This window comes from Idiomarina solivarensis (assembly GCF_033052755.1).
In the GTDB taxonomy this organism is placed as follows: Bacteria; Pseudomonadota; Gammaproteobacteria; order Enterobacterales; family Alteromonadaceae; genus Idiomarina.
Genome location: NZ_JAVFHZ010000007.1, coordinates 39,487 through 55,464, shown reverse-complemented (window position 1 = coordinate 55,464; position 15,978 = coordinate 39,487). Strand labels below are relative to the sequence as shown.

Genomic DNA, 15,978 nt, shown 5'->3' with positions numbered 1-15,978 from the left:
CAACCTACCGATTTGAATAGTTAGAAATCAAAAGGTTCTATATCTCCAGAGCCTTCACGGCGGATAGTTGGTGCGCCCTCCGACATATCAACCACGGTCGTTGGTTCTTCGCCCTTATGCCCACCATCGATAATTAAATCCACCAGTTTTTCCAATTTATCGCGAATTTCTTCCGGATCAGATTCTGCCAACAAACCGTCCCCAAGAATAAGACTGGTCGACATTAACGGTTCGTTCAACTCTTCCAGTAACGCCATTGCAATGCGGTTGGTCGGCACTCGGATACCGATCGTTTTTCGCTTAGGGTTCAGAAGCCGCTTGGGCACTTCCTTAGTCCCTTTTAGAATGAACGTGTAAGGCCCTGGCGTATTATTCTTCAACAAACGAAAGGCGTCATTATCTACTCTCGCATAAGTCGAAAGCTCGGATAAATCACGACACATTAAGGTAAAATTGTGTTCTTTATCGATTTCACGGATACCACAAATACGATCAGCCGCCGCTTTATCACCAATTTGGCAGCCAATAGCGTAGCCTGAGTCTGTGGGGTAAACCACCACACCACCTTTGCGGATAATTTGCACCGACTGCTGAATCAAACGAGCTTGAGGATTTTCCGGATGAATTTCAAAAAATTGACTCATGATATCCCCTCGACCTTTTACTGTGACCAATGCTCCCATATTGGCACACAGTCCGCTGGTAGACAAAGGTTTTTGCCAAGTTCACGCCAATTCCCCGGGTAGTGAAAATCGGAGCCTTGTGAAGCGAGTAACCCATAATCCTGACTCATTTTGGCTAAGGCATCCCGATGCCCTGGCGACTGCTGACACAAACTCACCTCCATTGCATCAAGTCCCCACTCCTTACCTTCAACCAAAAGTTTTCGCAGCCACTTATTTGACATCTTATAACCATGGGGGTGCGCCAGCACAGCCTTACCGCCTGCGCGGTGGATAGCGTCTATTGCTTCAGGAATATCGCACCATTCGGGGTTTACGTAAGCACTGCTGCCTTTGCCAATATAGCGATCAAAAGCTTGCTGTGGCTTACTGACGGTCCCTTTTCGGACCATAGCGTCGGCAATGTGTTTGCGTGTTGGCATACCATCCGCCTGACATTCTTCCGCCGATAAGTTCACACCGCGCTGATACAATTTCTCTAACATTGCATCAAAGCGATCGTATCGGCGTTGCTGTTGTTCAGCTAACAACGCTTTTAACGACGAGGCATCAGGATTGATATTGAGTCCCACAATATGAATTTCGAAACTGTGCCAACGGCAGCTTATTTCAACGCCATTAATAAGCGTAATCGGCAGATTTTCCTGTTCAATAAGCTGTTTCGCCTCAGCAACCCCATCAACGCAGTCGTGATCAGTAATGGCCAGCACATCAACTTTTTGTTCACAAGCGCGCTGCACCAGTTCACTAACTGACAAAGACCCGTCAGAATGGGTGCTGTGGCAATGCAAATCATAAACAGCCATTAAATCTCCGCGGCCAATTCCGTACCCTGCCGTATCGCTCTTTTTGCATCAAGTTCTGCTGCAACATCGGCTCCTCCAATCAAGTGAACTGATTGCCCTGCGGCCTGCAGCGCATCATGCAGTTTACGTTGTGGCACCTGCCCCGCACAAATAACCACATTATCAACTTCCAACAATTGTTTCTCGCCATTACGTTCTATTTCAATCCCTTCAGGCACAATACGGTGATACGTCACAGCATTCCACATGTTCACCGATTTACTTTTCAACTCTTTGCGATGAACCCAACCAGAGGTTTTACCTAACCCCTTGCCCACTTTACTTTCTTTACGCTGAAGCAACCAAACCTGGCGTGGACTTGACTCCGGCTGCTGCGGTTTTAACCCACCTCTGTCGCTGTAACCTTTATCGATCCCCCAGCGCTCAGACCATTCCGGCTCATCGAGAGTCAGTGACTTCTCGGTGGTCAGGTATTCAGACACGTCAAAACCGATACCACCAGCACCAATCACCGCCACTTTTTTCCCAACGTATCTATGATCACGCAGTACATCCAGATAGCCCAGTACATGCGGTAATTCGATACCCGGGATATCCACTTGGCGGGGGCTAACACCGGTTGCCAGCACTACTTCATCGTATTTTTCCGCCAGTAAACCTTCGCAGGTTTGTTCCTTTCCGAGTTTTAAGGTAACGCCTGTATCTTCAAGACGGTATTTAAAATAGCGTAAGGTTTCATAAAATTCTTCTTTACCCGGAATCTGTTTAGCGTAATTAAACTGCCCACCAATCTCTTCTGATTTATCGTACAGATCCACTTGATGCCCGCGCTCTGCCGCGTTACAGGAAAAAGCCAACCCGGCAGGGCCTGAACCAATCACTGCAATACGTTTTTTCTGCTCGGCAGGCTTCATGACCAGCTCCTGCTCAAAACACGCTCGCGGGTTGACCAAGCAGGACGCTCGTTTGTTCTCAAATACATGATCCAGACACGCCTGGTTGCACGCAATGCACGTATTGATACGCTCAGACTGACCCTGTTCTGCCTTTTGGACAAACTCGGGGTCCGCCAATAATGGCCTGGCCATAGACACCATATCCGCCTGGTTACTTTCTAAGATATGTTCGGCAATTTCCGGCGTATTAATACGATTAACCGCGACCACAGGTACTGATAACTCGCGGCGTACACGTTCCGTTATCCAGCTGAAAGCGCCGCGTGGCACTGAAGTGACAATGGTCGGTACGCGCGCTTCGTGCCAGCCAATACCAGTATTAATAATGGTCACGCCAGCTTTTTCTAAAAGCTTGCCAAGTTGTAAAACCTCATCCAACTGATGGCCATCTTCGACCAAATCCAGCATCGACAATCGAAAAATAATAATCGATTTCTCGCCTATTGCGGCTCGCACCGCTTTGACAATTTCCAACGGGAAGCGCATTCGGTTCTCAAAGCTGCCGCCCCAGTTGTCATCACGCTTATTGGTTCTTAGACACAAGAACTGGTTAATTAAGTACCCCTCAGAGCCCATAATTTCAACGCCGTCGTAACCGGCTTTTTGCGCCAACTTTGCGCCTCGGGCGTAATGCTTAATAGTCTTCAAAATTTGCCGTTCTGACATCGCCTTAGGCTTGAACGGGTTTATTGGGGCTTTTATTGCGCTGGGCGCCAGAGAAAAAGGATGGTAGCTGTATCGGCCAGCATGCAATAGCTGCAAGCAAATTTTGCTGCCGTACTTGTGTACCGCGTCGGTCACCTGCTTATGTTTGCCAACATGCCATGGCTTCGACATCTCACTACCGAAGGGCGCCAGACGACCTCGGAAATTAGGGCTGATCCCCCCCGTGACAATGAGCCCAACACCACCTTTAGCCCGCTCTTCATAAAAACTGGCTAATTTACTAAAGCCATTTTTCTCTTCTTCCAGGCCAGTATGCATTGACCCCATCAACACTCGGTTTTTCAACGTTGTGAAACCGAGATCCAGGGGTTTTAGTAAATTTGGGTATGAATTTGCCACGCCAACCTCATATTTTAAACAGCTGTTTAATTTTTTCTAACTTTACTGCTTAAACCTGTTTAACTCAAGCTCAGAACGCCAGTGCTTCGCGCAGTAAGAACTGTGAAAGCGCCATACTGTCCACTTGTAAATTGGAGTTACCATTACGCACTTGTCTGGCTACCTGCTCCAAAATAGGCCAAAGCAGTTCTTTTACCTGAGCATTAGCGTTTTGCATTGATTGCAAATCGGTTAATGCCAACTCACTCACATGAACACTTAAAATCGGTTCGCCCTGATCAAATAAGTTAATCGTAACATCATTCATCAGCCACTCATCAACTCGCCAGTTCAAAGGAACAGAATTCACTTTCTGCACTTTTACCGAGTTCATCTGTTCAAGGAACTCGTGCAAATTGGAGCGTCCGGTTCCATAATACGCCACCGTCAGCTGAGCCCCGGTGACTTCAACTTTCGAAATATCGACACTGTTACTGCCAAGTGCCTGCCAGTCGCCGGTCAATACCAACTGATCAGCAATTAATAATTGATTCTCGGGTTCTGACAAGGCTTCCACCCGAGTGGCTAAGCGCACATTATTGGCTGTCAGCCCGTCGGTCAGCGAATTCACCTGAAGCTCACCTACATCCAAATCCGCATTCAGCTGTTCTGATGCCATTGTTTTTAAGCCGTCTTTCATTGCATCAGATAAGCTCTGACTGGCTGCCGACAAACTAATAAACGGAAGTAGCAGCCAACACGCAGCCCGCGTTAGGTTGGTAATTCTCATGTTTAAAACCTCTTTCCAATAGGATCCAGTCGCAGGAATAAACCCAATAGTCGCATAACCTTTGACTCTTTAAAGTAATTATTTGTTAATCTGTCAGAACATTATAAAAACGGAGAACAATCTTATGCGAAAAAGCCTCGCTTTTGCTGCTTCGTTGTCTCTGGTGGGCTGCTCGCTAATATCAGCACCTGCTTTTGCGCAACCAGACTCAGCCAATCATCAACGCCAGCTACCGGTTGATACCGAAGTGGTTACCGAACACAGTGTCGAAATTAATGGTGAAACAGTAGATTACACCGCAACAGCCGGAACCCAACCGGTATGGAATGATGAAGGAAAACCGATTGCCTCCTTATTTTACACCTACTATGAACGCCAGGATGTTGATAATCGCGAATCACGTCCTATCGTTTATTCTTTCAATGGTGGGCCGGGATCAGCGTCGGTTTGGATGCACATCGCTTACACCGGTCCTAAAGTGTTAAATGTAAGTGACGAAGGTTACCCAATTCAGCCATACGGCGTACAGGACAACCCACACTCTATTCTCGACGTTGCAGACATCGTTTACATTAATCCGGTTAATACGGGTTACTCCCGGGTATTGCCCAACGAAAAAGGCGAAATGCCTTCTAAAGAAAAACAAAAAGAAATGTTTTTTGGTGTTAACGCTGACATTGAATACCTGGCAGACTGGATGACAACCTTTACGTCGCGCAACGAACGCTGGCGCTCACCGAAATATTTGATTGGTGAAAGCTACGGAACAACGCGGGTATCGGGTCTTGCTCTGGAATTACAAAACGACCAGTGGATGTATCTGAATGGCGTCGTATTGGTGTCACCAACCGATATCGGTATTGAACGTGACGGACCGGTTAAGCAAGCCAACCAATTGCCATACTTTGCAGCCGCTGCCTGGTATCACGATGCTTTACCAGAGGCACTGCAAAACAAAAAGCTGGAAGAAATGCTACCTGAAGTTGAGCGCTTCGCCGTAGAAGAATACTTACCGGCACTGGCTAAAGGTGCGATGCTGACGGGTCAGGCACGCAAAGACATGGCGGAGAAAGTCGCTTACTACTCTGGTCTGTCAACGCAAGCCGTACTTGATAACAATCTGGCACCAAGTACCTGGTATTTCTGGAAAGAGCTGCTGCGTGATCGTGATCGTACCATTGGCCGTCTCGACTCTCGTTATCTTGGTATTGAAGAAAAGCGCGCTGGCGAGGGCCCTGACTACAATGCAGAACTGACGTCGTGGTTGCACTCTTTCACACCGGCTATTAACTATTACCTGCGTGAAGACCTTAATTTTGTAACCGACATTCCTTACAACATGTTTGGTCCGGTTCATCCATGGGACCGCAGTAATAACAACACCGGTAAACAACTGCGTCAGGCAATGGCACAAAACCCTTACCTAAACGTGTTGATTCAGTCCGGTTACTTTGACGGTGCAACGAACTACTTTGATGCGAAATACAACATGTGGCACATTGACCCTAGTACTCAAATGAGCGACAGGATTGACTTTAAAGGCTACCACAGCGGTCATATGATGTACCTTCGCCGTTCCGATTTAGAAAAAGCGAATGACGATCTACGCGAGTTCATCCGTGAAACCGACCCCAAGGGTCAACCGGCCATGTACAAGTAGAAGTTTAGGATAGATAGCAAAACAACTATTGACAGACTTTCGCGTAAGCGTTAGTTTGTCAGCATTAAATCGAATTAAAAGAGCTATACAACTTATGTTTTTACGTACAGCAACTCAACATTGGTGGTGGCACTTCCCGAACGAGCGGGTAGTGTAGTTGTGCGTATAACGTAATTAGCTTCACTTTGAGAAACCCGCTCCTTTGAGCGGGTTTTTTATTGCCGTTTCACTGGAGCAGGTTAAAAACAACAAAAAAATAGAAGAGGCATAGGGTGAAAAACCAAAACCTGACAACTGAGCAAGACGGCAACTTAGAATCCCTCAAGGTATCTTTGCCTTATCAGGCAGAGCCGCTGCAAGTATTTCAGAATACCTGCAGCACAAAAGGCGAACACTTATTGCTGGACTCAGCTGATATTGGCACCAAGCAACAAGTAAAAAGCTTGCTACTCATCGATGCCGCGTTGCGAATCACCTGCAATAACCAGCAAGTGACCATCGACGCATTAACCGACAACGGCGTTGTCCTGCTTCCCTGGATTGAAAAGCAATTGCTCGATAGTGCTGCCATAATAAAAACACCTGAACAACTGACATTAAAATTCAGCCTGGCAGACACTCCGCTAGATGAAGACTCCCGCTTACGCCAAACAAGTAACATGGAGCCGTTACGGCTGCTGCAACAAAAACTTGAAAAGACGAACGATACCGCTCAGCAACACCCGTTTTCCATTTTCCTCGGTGGTGCCTTTGCTTATGATTTTGTTGCCAGTTACGAGCAACTTCCCGACGTTAAAGAAGGCGAAAACAACTGCCCGGACTATGTTTTCTATCTGGCAGAAACCTTGCTCATCATTGATCATCAGCAGCAAACCACAGAGCTGCTTGGCAGTGTATTCGGCGGTGATAACCATGACCAGCGCTATCAGGCTATGAGCCAACGTATTGGCGAACTAGCCGCTCGTTGCCAGTTACCGGTCATAGAGGCTGAACCTCAGCGCCTGGATATCGAAGTAACTGCGACGCCCTCAGCTGAAGAATTTGCGAACATTGTTACGCAACTAAAAGAAAACATTGTCGCAGGCGATATCTTTCAGGTCGTGCCATCACGACGTTTTAAAATGCCCTGCCCTGACCCGCTAGCGGCGTATCGGCAATTGAAAAAAAATAACCCGTCACCCTATATGTTTTTTATGAGTCACCCCGACTTTAGTTTGTTTGGGGCCTCGCCTGAATCCGCATTGAAGTACCAACAAGAAACGAACCAAGTCGAGCTTTACCCAATAGCAGGTACTCGCCCACGGGGGAAAAACGCCGATGGTAGCATCAACCCTGACTTAGATAGCCGTATGGAACTTGAACTGCGACTCGATCAAAAAGAACTGGCAGAACATCTGATGCTGGTTGATTTAGCCCGTAACGATTTAGCCCGTATTAGTGAAACCGGTACCCGTTACGTTGCCGACTTACTCCAGGTTGACCGCTACTCTCATGTTATGCACCTGGTATCACGCGTGGTCGCAAAACTACGCAATGATTGTGATGCGCTGCACGCCTACCGTGCCTGTATGAATATGGGAACCTTAGTGGGGGCCCCTAAAGTCAGTGCCGCAACGCTCATACGGCATGTCGAGCAGCAGCGTCGTGGAAGCTACGGCGGGGCTGTGGGTTACCTGGCCGGTAATGGTGATATGGACACCTGTATTGTCATTCGCTCGGCGTTTGTTAAAAACAACGAAGCCATAGTGCAGGCCGGTGCCGGCGTCGTACATGATTCCGACCCTGCCAGCGAAGTCGCTGAAACCGAGAACAAAGCCAAAGCCGTTATTCTGGCCATTCAGCAGGCTCACACTTTACCCACGCAGGAGGCGTTCTAATGGCTCAGTCAGCACGTATCGTACTGATAGATAACGTCGACTCGTTTTCTTACAACCTGGTTGATGAATTACGTCAGCTAGGTTACCCACTGGTGATTTACCGTAACCAGCTCGCAGCTCAGGATGTCATCGACCAGCTGGAAAGTTACAGCGGCTCTCAATTAGTTTGTCTGTCACCCGGTCCCGGCCACCCGTCAAAAGCCGGGAACTTAATGGAAGTGATCCGATACTGTAGCGGACGCATACCTATGCTGGGCATTTGCCTCGGTTTTCAGGCGTTGATTGAACATGCCGGCGGACGCGTCGATACTTGTGGTGAAATCGTTCACGGAAAAACAGCAAAAGTAGATACCGTGCAACATCCGGTATTTACCGCAGCAACAGACAACAATCAGTGCGTTGTGGCGCGCTACCACTCCCTCAGCGGCTACGACCTTCCCGCCACAGCGACCGTCATAGCCAGTTTGAATGGCCCCGACGGTATTATTCCAATGGCCGCAGAATTTACCGACAGTCATTCTATTGGCTTCCAGTTTCACCCTGAGTCGCTTCTAACGCCGAAGGGAAAGCAATTATTAAGTAACAGCGTTCAGTATTTATTAACAGGAGCAAAGCCATGAAAGCCCTACAAACTCTGATGTCTGGTGAGGCTCTGACACAAGACCAAACACGCGAATTCTTTCAGCGGCTGATTAAAGGTGAGCTTAACGATATTCAGGTATCTGCCGCCCTTATCGCTATGAAAATGCGGGGTGAGACGCCGGCAGAGTTAGCGGGTGCCGCAGAGGCGATATTATCCGCTGCAAAACCCTTTGTCCGTCCCGATACCACCGTTATTGACAGTTGCGGTACCGGCGGTGATGGCAGCAACACCATCAACCTATCCACCACAGCCGCTCTGGTTGCCGCTAGCATGGGGCTAGCCGTTGCGAAACATGGCAACCGCAGCGTGTCGTCACGATCCGGCTCGGCAGATGTGCTTGAAGCACTCAAGCTACGCGTGAACCTGGATCCGTCGGATGCGTCCGCTCAGTTGGCCGATAACGGCTTTTGCTTTCTGTTTGCACCGCACTATCACCCGGGCATTAAACATGCGATGCCAGTACGACAAACACTAAAAACCCGTACCTTATTCAACCTCATTGGTCCGCTCGTTAACCCGGCCCGACCCGACGCGCAATTGCTTGGCGTCTACAGTGAAGAATGGGTGAAACCCATGGCAGAAACCCTGCAGCGACTGGGCGTTAAGCGCGCAATGGTGGTTCACGGTAGCGGTCTTGATGAACTGGCCTTGCATGGGCCTACCCGGGTTATGGAGCTGCGCGATGGCAAACTGAGCGACTACCAGCTCACGCCGAACGACTTCGGTGTACCGACCGCGCCATTAAGTGAACTCAAAGGCGGCGATGCAGACTATAATGCTCGTATTCTGGAAGATATTCTTGCTGGAGGCGGCAGCTCGGCACAACGTCACTCCGTTGCCATGAATGTTGCCGCTTTGCTGTATTTAAGTGGGCAATACAATGATATGAAAGCCGCCACTGCGGCTACTCTGGAACATTTAGATACGGGCCAGGCCCTACTGCATTTACGGCGGGTGCAGGATGCTCAGGAGACGTACCATGTCTGATGCAATTAACTTACAAGCGAATGTTTTGGAAAAAATCATTGCGCGCAAAGTCGAACAGAACAAAGAACAGGCTGAGTTAATGCCCCTGGCGGACATTAAAGCTCAGCTTGAGCCCAGTGATCGAAGTTTATATGCAGCTCTTAGTGGCGAGCAGGCTGGTTTTATTCTGGAGTGCAAAAAAGCCTCTCCCTCAAAAGGCTTGATTCGGGCTGACTTCGACGCGCCGCAGCTGGCAAAAAACTATCAGCCATATGCCGCGGCTATTTCGGTACTCACCGAGCCCGAGTTTTTTCAGGGACGACTAGATTACCTGACCGCGGTGCGCCGACAAGTTCATCAACCTATTTTATGCAAAGACTTTTTTGTCGACGAAGAGCAGGTTTACCGTGCCCGTTATTTTGGCGCAGACGCTGTTCTGCTCATGTTATCGGTACTTGATGATGAACGCTATGTGGCGTTGCGTGATATCGCCGATTCGCTGGCAATGGACGTATTAACGGAAGTGGCCAACGAAGCCGAGATGAAACGCGCCACAAAACTTGGGGCAAACATCATTGGTATTAACCACCGCGACCTAACGGATCTCAGTATTGAGCCGAACCGCAGTGCCCAGTTAGCACCGCTCGCGCCTGAAAACGCGCTATTAATAGCAGAATCAGGCTTTTCTGCGCACGCGGATATCCGCCGGGTGGCTCCTTATGTTAACGGCTTTCTGGTTGGCAGTGCTTTAAGTGCTCAGCCTGACGTTGATTTAGCCTGCCGTAAACTCCTTTACGGGCAGAGCAAAGTCTGTGGGCTAACTCGCGCAGAGGACGCGATTAACGCCCGTTCCCAGGGTGCGGTTCATGGCGGCCTAATTTTTGTCGGGCACTCTCCTCGGTGCCTGACTCAGGAACAAGCAAAGCAAATAACGGCCGAGGCAGCAGGGCTTGACTATGTGGGGGTGTTTGCAGACCAGCCGCTGCAGGAGGTCATTGGTACAGCGGCGAACGTTGGCCTGTCCGTTATTCAGCTGCACGGCCATGAAGACATTGATTATGTGGTTCAGTTACGCCAGCAATTACGTCAGACTGGTTTAGAATCGGTAAAGATCTGGAAAGCCCTCGCCATTGAAAAGCCAGCACAATTACCTGACCTTCCGGTAGACGGCTTTGTTCTTGATAATCGTGGCGGCGGCAGCGGCAAAGCGTTCAACTGGGATTTACTGGCACCATTAACATCAGAAGAACGCCAACGCTGTTTGTTGGCCGGAGGCATAAGCGCCGACAGTATTTTTAGTGCGGTCGATTTAGGTTTTGCCGGTGTGGACATTAATTCTCGGGCGGAATGGCGTCCCGGCATTAAAAATAGCCGTAAAGTAGCTCAAATATTCACGAAAATACGCCACTACGGTCGATTTTCAGAGAACCTCGTTTCTAAAAATACCCAACAGGAGGCTGTATGAGTCAGTCATTACCCGCTTATTTTGGCGATTTCGGCGGCCAGTTCGTTCCTGAAATTCTATTACCCGCATTAGAGCAGCTGGAAAAAGCTTTTATCGATGCGCAACAAGATGAAGAATTTCAGGCTGAATTTAGAGGCTTACTGAAAAACTATCTGGGTCGGCCAACGCCACTCAGCTTATGTCGTAACCTGCCTCTGGACAGTCCGAACAAAACAAAAATTTACCTTAAACGTGAGGATTTACTTCACGGCGGTGCCCACAAAACCAACCAGGTGTTGGGTCAGGCATTACTGGCTAAGCGCATGGGCAAAACTCGCATTATTGCTGAAACCGGTGCCGGACAGCATGGTACCGCAACCGCACTGGCTTGCGCCTTACTGGACCTGGAATGCATTGTCTATATGGGCAAAAAAGACGTTGAGCGACAGCAGCCTAATGTCTTCCGTATGGAGCTTATGGGCGCAAAAGTGGTTCCTGTCGATACCGGCAGCGGTACTCTGAAAGATGCGGTCAATGAGGCCTTGCGTGACTGGACGTCCAGTTATCCGACCACACACTATTTACTAGGAACCGCTGCCGGCGCGCACCCCTTTCCGACCATTGTTAGGGAGTTTCACCGCATGATTGGTGAAGAAGCCAAGGCGCAAATCAAAGAGCAAGCCGGGCGTTTGCCGGATGAAGTCATTGCCTGTGTTGGTGGCGGGTCAAATGCCATTGGCATGTTCGCCGACTTCATCGACGAAGAAAACGTTGAGCTCGTGGGCGTAGAGCCTGCCGGTAAAGGCGTCGAAACCAAACATCACGGTGCGACACTAACCGCCGGTAAGCCCGGTATACTGCATGGTTGTTTGTCGTTTCTAATGCAAAACCCGGAAGGACAAATTGAAGAATCTTATTCTGTCTCTGCAGGCCTGGATTACCCCGGTGTGGGTCCTCAGCATGCGCACCTCAAAGCCATTGGTCGCGCACGCTATGAATCGGTGACCGATGACGAAGCACTGGAAGCGTTTAAACTGTTGTCTCGCCATGAAGGGATTATTCCTGCGCTGGAGTCCGCTCATGCTTTGGCTTATGCGCTAAAACGCGCTGCTGAGCCCGATGCACCGGAAATTCTACTGATTAATTTATCGGGTCGTGGTGACAAAGACATTGACCACGTACGCCGTATTTTCAGTGCTCAGGAGAATGAAGCGAAGAGTGCTATGGAGGGACAACAATGAGCCGTTACGAAACCTGTTTTGCTAACTTAAAAGACAATAACCAAGGCGCTTTTGTGCCTTTTGTAACCTTGGGCGATCCTAATCCAGGTCAAAGTGTCGAGATAATCAAAGCGCTTATTGATGGCGGTGCCGATGCCCTCGAGCTGGGTTTACCCTTTTCAGATCCGGTGGCTGACGGCCCCATGATACAGCGCGCAAACCTGCGAGCGTTAGACTCAGGAACAAACTTTACTGATATATTGCGGATTTTAAAAGAAGTTCGAGACTATTCGTCGCAAATACCGATAGGTTTATTGGTTTATGCTAACTTAATTTACGCAAAGGGCGTTCGCGAGTTTTACCAACAAATGAAAGATGTTGGCGTTGATTCGATACTTATTGCTGATGTTCCGACCAAAGAAGCGAAGCGGTTTGCTGACATTGCCAAAGAGATTGGTATTGAGGCAGTTTTTATCGCGCCCCCCGATGCCAGCGACGAACTGTTAGTCACTATTGCTAAACAGTGCTCCGGTTATGTCTATCTGCTGAGTCGTTCAGGTGTAACGGGAGCTGACACACAGATGAAAGCACCGGCATCTGAACTTATTCAGAAACTAAAAGACGCTGGTGCGCCGCCAACCTTACTTGGCTTCGGCATATCGCAACCCGAACATGTACAACGAGCGTTAGCGGCAGGGGCAGATGGTGCCATCAGTGGTTCTGCCGTGGTTGCGCTTATAGAGAAAAACCTCGACAATAACGCGCAACAAGTCGCGGATTTAAAAGCTTTTGTCAAAAGCATGAAAGCCGCAACCCAATTGTCGTAACGTAATATTTAGGCTCAAAAGCGGAGTAGTTAATGGCCCTGTTGTTAGAATATTTACCGATAATCGCTTTTTTTGTGTTTTATAAAATGGCGGATATTTATGTGGCTACTGGCGTATTAATGGCAGGTACCGTACTGCAGGTTATCGGGCTTAAATTACTCAAACATCCTTTAACTGCTCGTCATTGGATTTTGCCCGCAGTGGTTCTGGTTTTTGGATCGATTACCCTGTTATTACACGACGACTGGTTTATTAAGATGAAGGTCTCCGTTATTTACATAGCGCTTGCCCTGTTCCTCTTAGGCAGTATTCTTTTAAAAAAGCGAAACCCCATCAAATCATTGCGTGGAAAAGACATCGAACTACCGGACATTATCTGGCTACGACTGACTTACGCCTGGATCATTTATTGTGTGGCATTAGCTACGGTCAATCTCTACATTGCCGAATTCTGGAGTCAGGAGGCCTGGGTCAACTTTAAAGTCTTCGGCATTCTTATCGCAACATTCATATTCATTCTGTGCACCGAGCTTTATATCAATAAATTTGCAGAAGATAAGGAGAATACCGACTAATGTGGTTTATCATTTTCGCCGAAGATCATGAAAACTCACTGGAAGGCCGTAAACAGGCGCGCCCGGCGCATTTAGAGCGCTTAAAAGCCTTGCAAAACGATGGCCGTTTATTGGTTGCTGGTCCCTGCCCCGCTATCGCAGAGCTTGACCCGGGCGTACTTGGTTTTACCGGCTCTGTTGTCATCGCTGAGTTTGACACCCAGGAGGAAGCAGAAGGATGGGCTAATGACGACCCTTATTGGCAAGCCGGTGTTTATAAAAACGCAACGGTAAAACCTTTTAATGCCGTCTTACCTAACTAAAAGTGCCAAATAAAACACGGACTATGCAAAGTATCGAATTAACCGCTAACCATCGTTACCTGCACTGCGTTCGCTTTGAACCTGAATCAACTCCCAGGGCCACTATTGTGGTAGCTGCAGCTCTTGGCGTGAAGCAACGTTTTTACCAGCCAATTGCCCGCTGGTTAAGCGAACAAGGATACCGGGTCATTACCTTTGACTACTATGGTATCGGCCAGTCGGTTGATAAACCGCTAAAACAGATTAAGTCCGACATTACCGAGTGGGCCGAACTCGATATCACAGCAGTAATCGAGTATGCACAGTCTTGTCAAAGGGGAGAACCGTTGATTTGGCTAGCACACAGTCTGGGCGGACAAATTGTCGCTATGGCACTTAACAGCGACAAAATTGACAAAATGGTCACTATTGCGAGTGGCACTGGGTACTGGCTGAAAGCGAGCAAACAAGTTCGCTGGACTTCATGGTTGCTATGGTACTTTGCGGTTCCTTTAAGCACACCTATTGCCGGCTATTTTCCCGGTAGGCGTTTGAATATGGTTGGCAATATGCCAGCACCAGCAATGAAGCAATGGAGTCGCTGGTGTCGTAGTAAAGATTACCTTTTCGACAATATTACTGGTGAACAGCAAGCGCGCTATGAGTCTTTTCAGGCTCCAATTCGGGCATTCCATATTAGTGACGACGAGCTACTGCAACGCTCGAATATAGAGAACCTGCTCAGCCACTACCCCAATGCTAAGAAAACACTCGACGACTTGACGCCGGCTATGGCCGACAGCAAAGCTATCGGACATTTCAATTTCTTCCGCAGTCAATTTAAAGAGTCACTTTGGCGTAAAAACTTGCTAGACGCACTACAGGTCAATTAAAGTCAGTAATAAAGACACTTTTCACCCCTGAAGGGAGACTCCGCAATGCACTATCAAATGGAACTGGCGTTATCATTACTTGCAGCCCTGGCGCTGGGTCTGATGATAGGTATAGAGCGCGGCTGGAGCGGCAGGGATAGCGATGAAGGCACACGCGTTGCCGGGGTCAGAACGTTCAGCTTAATCGGTCTTAGCGGCGGTATCTTTGCAACGCTTGCTCAGCAGTGGGGTGTCTGGCTGATAGTTGCCGGATTCATTGTTGTGGCCATACTCATTGCGGTGTCCTTCCTTAATTACAGTCAACTGTCTGAGAATGCCGGTATTACGACTGAGTTTTCCATGCTGCTGACATTTGCGCTGGCAATTTGGGCCGCCTCGGGTAACCCTCTTCCTGCGCTCATGTGCGGCGCGGTCGTGGTTGCACTTCTGGGGCATAAAAAAAGTTTACACAAGTTACTGCAGCATATTTCACCAAAGACCTTTTATTCCGGCATTACCTTGCTACTGATATCGGTGGTTATTTTACCTCTGGTCCCGAATGAGGGCTATGGCCCCTGGCAGGCATTAAACCCTTACTGGCTGTGGTGGATGGTGGTTTTAATTTCAGGCTTATCATTTATTGGTTATTTATTTACTCAGCTATGGGGTGAAAAGCATGGCACATTAATTACAGCCATTGCCGGAGGCTTCGCCTCCTCCACAGCGGTTACCTTAACCATGGCCCGTTTCGCGAAAAAGAATCCTCGTACCGTCATTTATTCCGTTGGCATGTTAGTCACCTGCTGTATTATGTTTCCGCGGGTTCTAATCGAAGTGTTTGTTGTTAACCGTGCACTTTTATCGGTTTTATGGCCACCGGTTTTACTTATGCTGGCCGGTTTATCTGTGGTCATGGTTATTATGTACTGGCAGGAGAAGAAAACGGCTTCCCCCGAAACCGCCGACATCACAATAGACAACCCTTTGCAGTTGGTCACGGCCATTCAGTTTGGTATTTTGCTGGCCGTCATACTGTTATTGTCTGAAGCGATGAAAAACTGGTTTGGCGAGGCCGGAATATACAGTCTGGCAATTATCTCCGGGCTGGTAGATGTGAATGCAATCACTCTGTCATTATCCCGCTCAGCACAAGGTGAACTTTCTCATCCGGTGGCCGCAATGGGCATCCTGTTAGCCTGCGCCAGCAATACCCTGTTTAAAGGTATAATGTTTGCCTCTGTTGCAGGTATTAAGTTGCACTATCGTTACGCTATTTACATGACGTTAGCAGTGACACCAGGGCTACTTTATGGCATTTGGCAACTTTAACCGGG

The 15,978-nt window shown here is 48.5% G+C and carries 15 protein-coding genes and 1 other annotated feature; of the genes, 11 read left to right on the top strand and 4 right to left on the bottom strand.

Going from position 1 to position 15,978, the window contains the following annotated elements; all coding sequences use genetic code 11:
• Positions 1 to 20: 20 nt before the first annotated feature.
• From RBK99_RS11795 to RBK99_RS11780, 4 genes are all read right to left on the bottom strand, one after another.
• The gene (locus RBK99_RS11795; RefSeq protein WP_317504802.1) at positions 21 to 644 is read right to left on the bottom strand and encodes an L-threonylcarbamoyladenylate synthase; all 624 of its coding nucleotides are present in this window, start codon (positions 642 to 644) and stop codon (positions 21 to 23) included.
• A 17-nt stretch (positions 645 to 661) separates the two neighbouring features.
• Positions 662 to 1,489: a PHP domain-containing protein gene (locus RBK99_RS11790; RefSeq protein ID WP_317504801.1), complete on the bottom strand. Its 828-nt coding sequence runs from the start codon at positions 1,487 to 1,489 to the stop codon at positions 662 to 664.
• The gene (locus tag RBK99_RS11785) at positions 1,489 to 3,510 is read right to left on the bottom strand and encodes an oxidoreductase (protein WP_317504800.1); all 2,022 of its coding nucleotides are present in this window, start codon (positions 3,508 to 3,510) and stop codon (positions 1,489 to 1,491) included. The genes RBK99_RS11790 and RBK99_RS11785 overlap by 1 nt, the downstream gene beginning before the upstream one ends.
• Positions 3,511 to 3,580: 70 nt before the next feature.
• The gene (locus tag RBK99_RS11780) at positions 3,581 to 4,279 is read right to left on the bottom strand and encodes a hypothetical protein (RefSeq protein ID WP_317504799.1); all 699 of its coding nucleotides are present in this window, start codon (positions 4,277 to 4,279) and stop codon (positions 3,581 to 3,583) included.
• Positions 4,280 to 4,403: 124 nt separating this feature from the next.
• Between RBK99_RS11780 and RBK99_RS11775 the strand changes: the two genes are divergently transcribed.
• The 11 genes from RBK99_RS11775 to RBK99_RS11725 all read left to right on the top strand — a co-directional run bounded on the left by RBK99_RS11775 (position 4,404) and on the right by RBK99_RS11725 (position 15,973).
• On the top strand, positions 4,404 to 5,939 hold the full coding sequence (locus RBK99_RS11775) for a S10 family peptidase (RefSeq protein ID WP_317504798.1): 1,536 nt from the start codon (positions 4,404 to 4,406) through the stop codon (positions 5,937 to 5,939).
• Between the two features lie 115 nt (positions 5,940 to 6,054).
• Positions 6,055 to 6,159 (top strand) — a sequence feature (Trp leader region).
• 52 nt (positions 6,160 to 6,211) lie between these two features.
• Positions 6,212 to 7,816, top strand: a complete 1,605-nt coding sequence (locus RBK99_RS11770) for an anthranilate synthase component 1 (protein WP_317504797.1) — start codon at positions 6,212 to 6,214, stop codon at positions 7,814 to 7,816.
• Entirely contained in the window at positions 7,816 to 8,436 is a 621-nt protein-coding gene (locus RBK99_RS11765) for an anthranilate synthase component II (protein ID WP_317504796.1), read from the top strand. The genes RBK99_RS11770 and RBK99_RS11765 overlap by 1 nt, the downstream gene beginning before the upstream one ends.
• Positions 8,433 to 9,446, top strand: a complete 1,014-nt coding sequence (trpD, locus tag RBK99_RS11760; RefSeq protein ID WP_317504795.1) for an anthranilate phosphoribosyltransferase — start codon at positions 8,433 to 8,435, stop codon at positions 9,444 to 9,446. Before RBK99_RS11765 ends, trpD begins: the two co-directional genes overlap by 4 nt.
• A complete protein-coding gene (trpCF, locus tag RBK99_RS11755; protein WP_317504794.1) occupies positions 9,439 to 10,890 on the top strand; it encodes a bifunctional indole-3-glycerol-phosphate synthase TrpC/phosphoribosylanthranilate isomerase TrpF in 1,452 nt (483 codons plus the stop codon). Before trpD ends, trpCF begins: the two co-directional genes overlap by 8 nt.
• Positions 10,887 to 12,110 carry a tryptophan synthase subunit beta gene (gene trpB, locus RBK99_RS11750; RefSeq protein WP_317504793.1) on the top strand — a complete coding sequence of 408 codons (1,224 nt, stop codon included), beginning with the start codon at positions 10,887 to 10,889 and terminating at the stop codon, positions 12,108 to 12,110. Before trpCF ends, trpB begins: the two co-directional genes overlap by 4 nt.
• Complete coding sequence (gene trpA, locus RBK99_RS11745) at positions 12,107 to 12,916, top strand: tryptophan synthase subunit alpha (RefSeq protein WP_317504792.1); 810 nt, start codon at positions 12,107 to 12,109, stop codon at positions 12,914 to 12,916. The genes trpB and trpA overlap by 4 nt, the downstream gene beginning before the upstream one ends.
• Before the next feature lie 32 nt (positions 12,917 to 12,948).
• The gene (locus RBK99_RS11740) at positions 12,949 to 13,491 is read left to right on the top strand and encodes an inner membrane-spanning protein YciB (RefSeq protein WP_317504791.1); all 543 of its coding nucleotides are present in this window, start codon (positions 12,949 to 12,951) and stop codon (positions 13,489 to 13,491) included.
• Positions 13,491 to 13,793 carry a YciI family protein gene (locus tag RBK99_RS11735; protein ID WP_317504790.1) on the top strand — a complete coding sequence of 101 codons (303 nt, stop codon included), beginning with the start codon at positions 13,491 to 13,493 and terminating at the stop codon, positions 13,791 to 13,793. The genes RBK99_RS11740 and RBK99_RS11735 overlap by 1 nt, the downstream gene beginning before the upstream one ends.
• A 23-nt stretch (positions 13,794 to 13,816) precedes the next feature.
• On the top strand, positions 13,817 to 14,665 hold the full coding sequence (locus tag RBK99_RS11730) for an alpha/beta hydrolase family protein (RefSeq protein WP_317504789.1): 849 nt from the start codon (positions 13,817 to 13,819) through the stop codon (positions 14,663 to 14,665).
• A gap of 45 nt (positions 14,666 to 14,710) precedes the next feature.
• Positions 14,711 to 15,973, top strand: coding sequence for an MgtC/SapB family protein (locus tag RBK99_RS11725; protein WP_317504788.1), 1,263 nt, complete (start codon positions 14,711 to 14,713; stop codon positions 15,971 to 15,973).
• Positions 15,974 to 15,978: the final 5 nt, after the last annotated feature.

Coding starts and splice junctions, on each gene's coding strand:
- RBK99_RS11795 (WP_317504802.1), bottom strand. CDS start 644: ATGAGTCAATTTTTTGAAATTCATCCGGAAAATCCTCAAGCTCGTTTG.
- RBK99_RS11730 (WP_317504789.1), top strand. CDS start 13,817: ATGCAAAGTATCGAATTAACCGCTAACCATCGTTACCTGCACTGCGTT.
- RBK99_RS11765 (WP_317504796.1), top strand. CDS start 7,816: ATGGCTCAGTCAGCACGTATCGTACTGATAGATAACGTCGACTCGTTT.
- trpCF (WP_317504794.1), top strand. CDS start 9,439: ATGTCTGATGCAATTAACTTACAAGCGAATGTTTTGGAAAAAATCATT.
- RBK99_RS11790 (WP_317504801.1), bottom strand. CDS start 1,489: ATGGCTGTTTATGATTTGCATTGCCACAGCACCCATTCTGACGGGTCT.
- trpB (WP_317504793.1), top strand. CDS start 10,887: ATGAGTCAGTCATTACCCGCTTATTTTGGCGATTTCGGCGGCCAGTTC.
- RBK99_RS11775 (WP_317504798.1), top strand. CDS start 4,404: ATGCGAAAAAGCCTCGCTTTTGCTGCTTCGTTGTCTCTGGTGGGCTGC.
- trpA (WP_317504792.1), top strand. CDS start 12,107: ATGAGCCGTTACGAAACCTGTTTTGCTAACTTAAAAGACAATAACCAA.
- trpD (WP_317504795.1), top strand. CDS start 8,433: ATGAAAGCCCTACAAACTCTGATGTCTGGTGAGGCTCTGACACAAGAC.
- RBK99_RS11735 (WP_317504790.1), top strand. CDS start 13,491: ATGTGGTTTATCATTTTCGCCGAAGATCATGAAAACTCACTGGAAGGC.
- RBK99_RS11780 (WP_317504799.1), bottom strand. CDS start 4,279: ATGAGAATTACCAACCTAACGCGGGCTGCGTGTTGGCTGCTACTTCCG.
- RBK99_RS11740 (WP_317504791.1), top strand. CDS start 12,949: ATGGCCCTGTTGTTAGAATATTTACCGATAATCGCTTTTTTTGTGTTT.
- RBK99_RS11725 (WP_317504788.1), top strand. CDS start 14,711: ATGCACTATCAAATGGAACTGGCGTTATCATTACTTGCAGCCCTGGCG.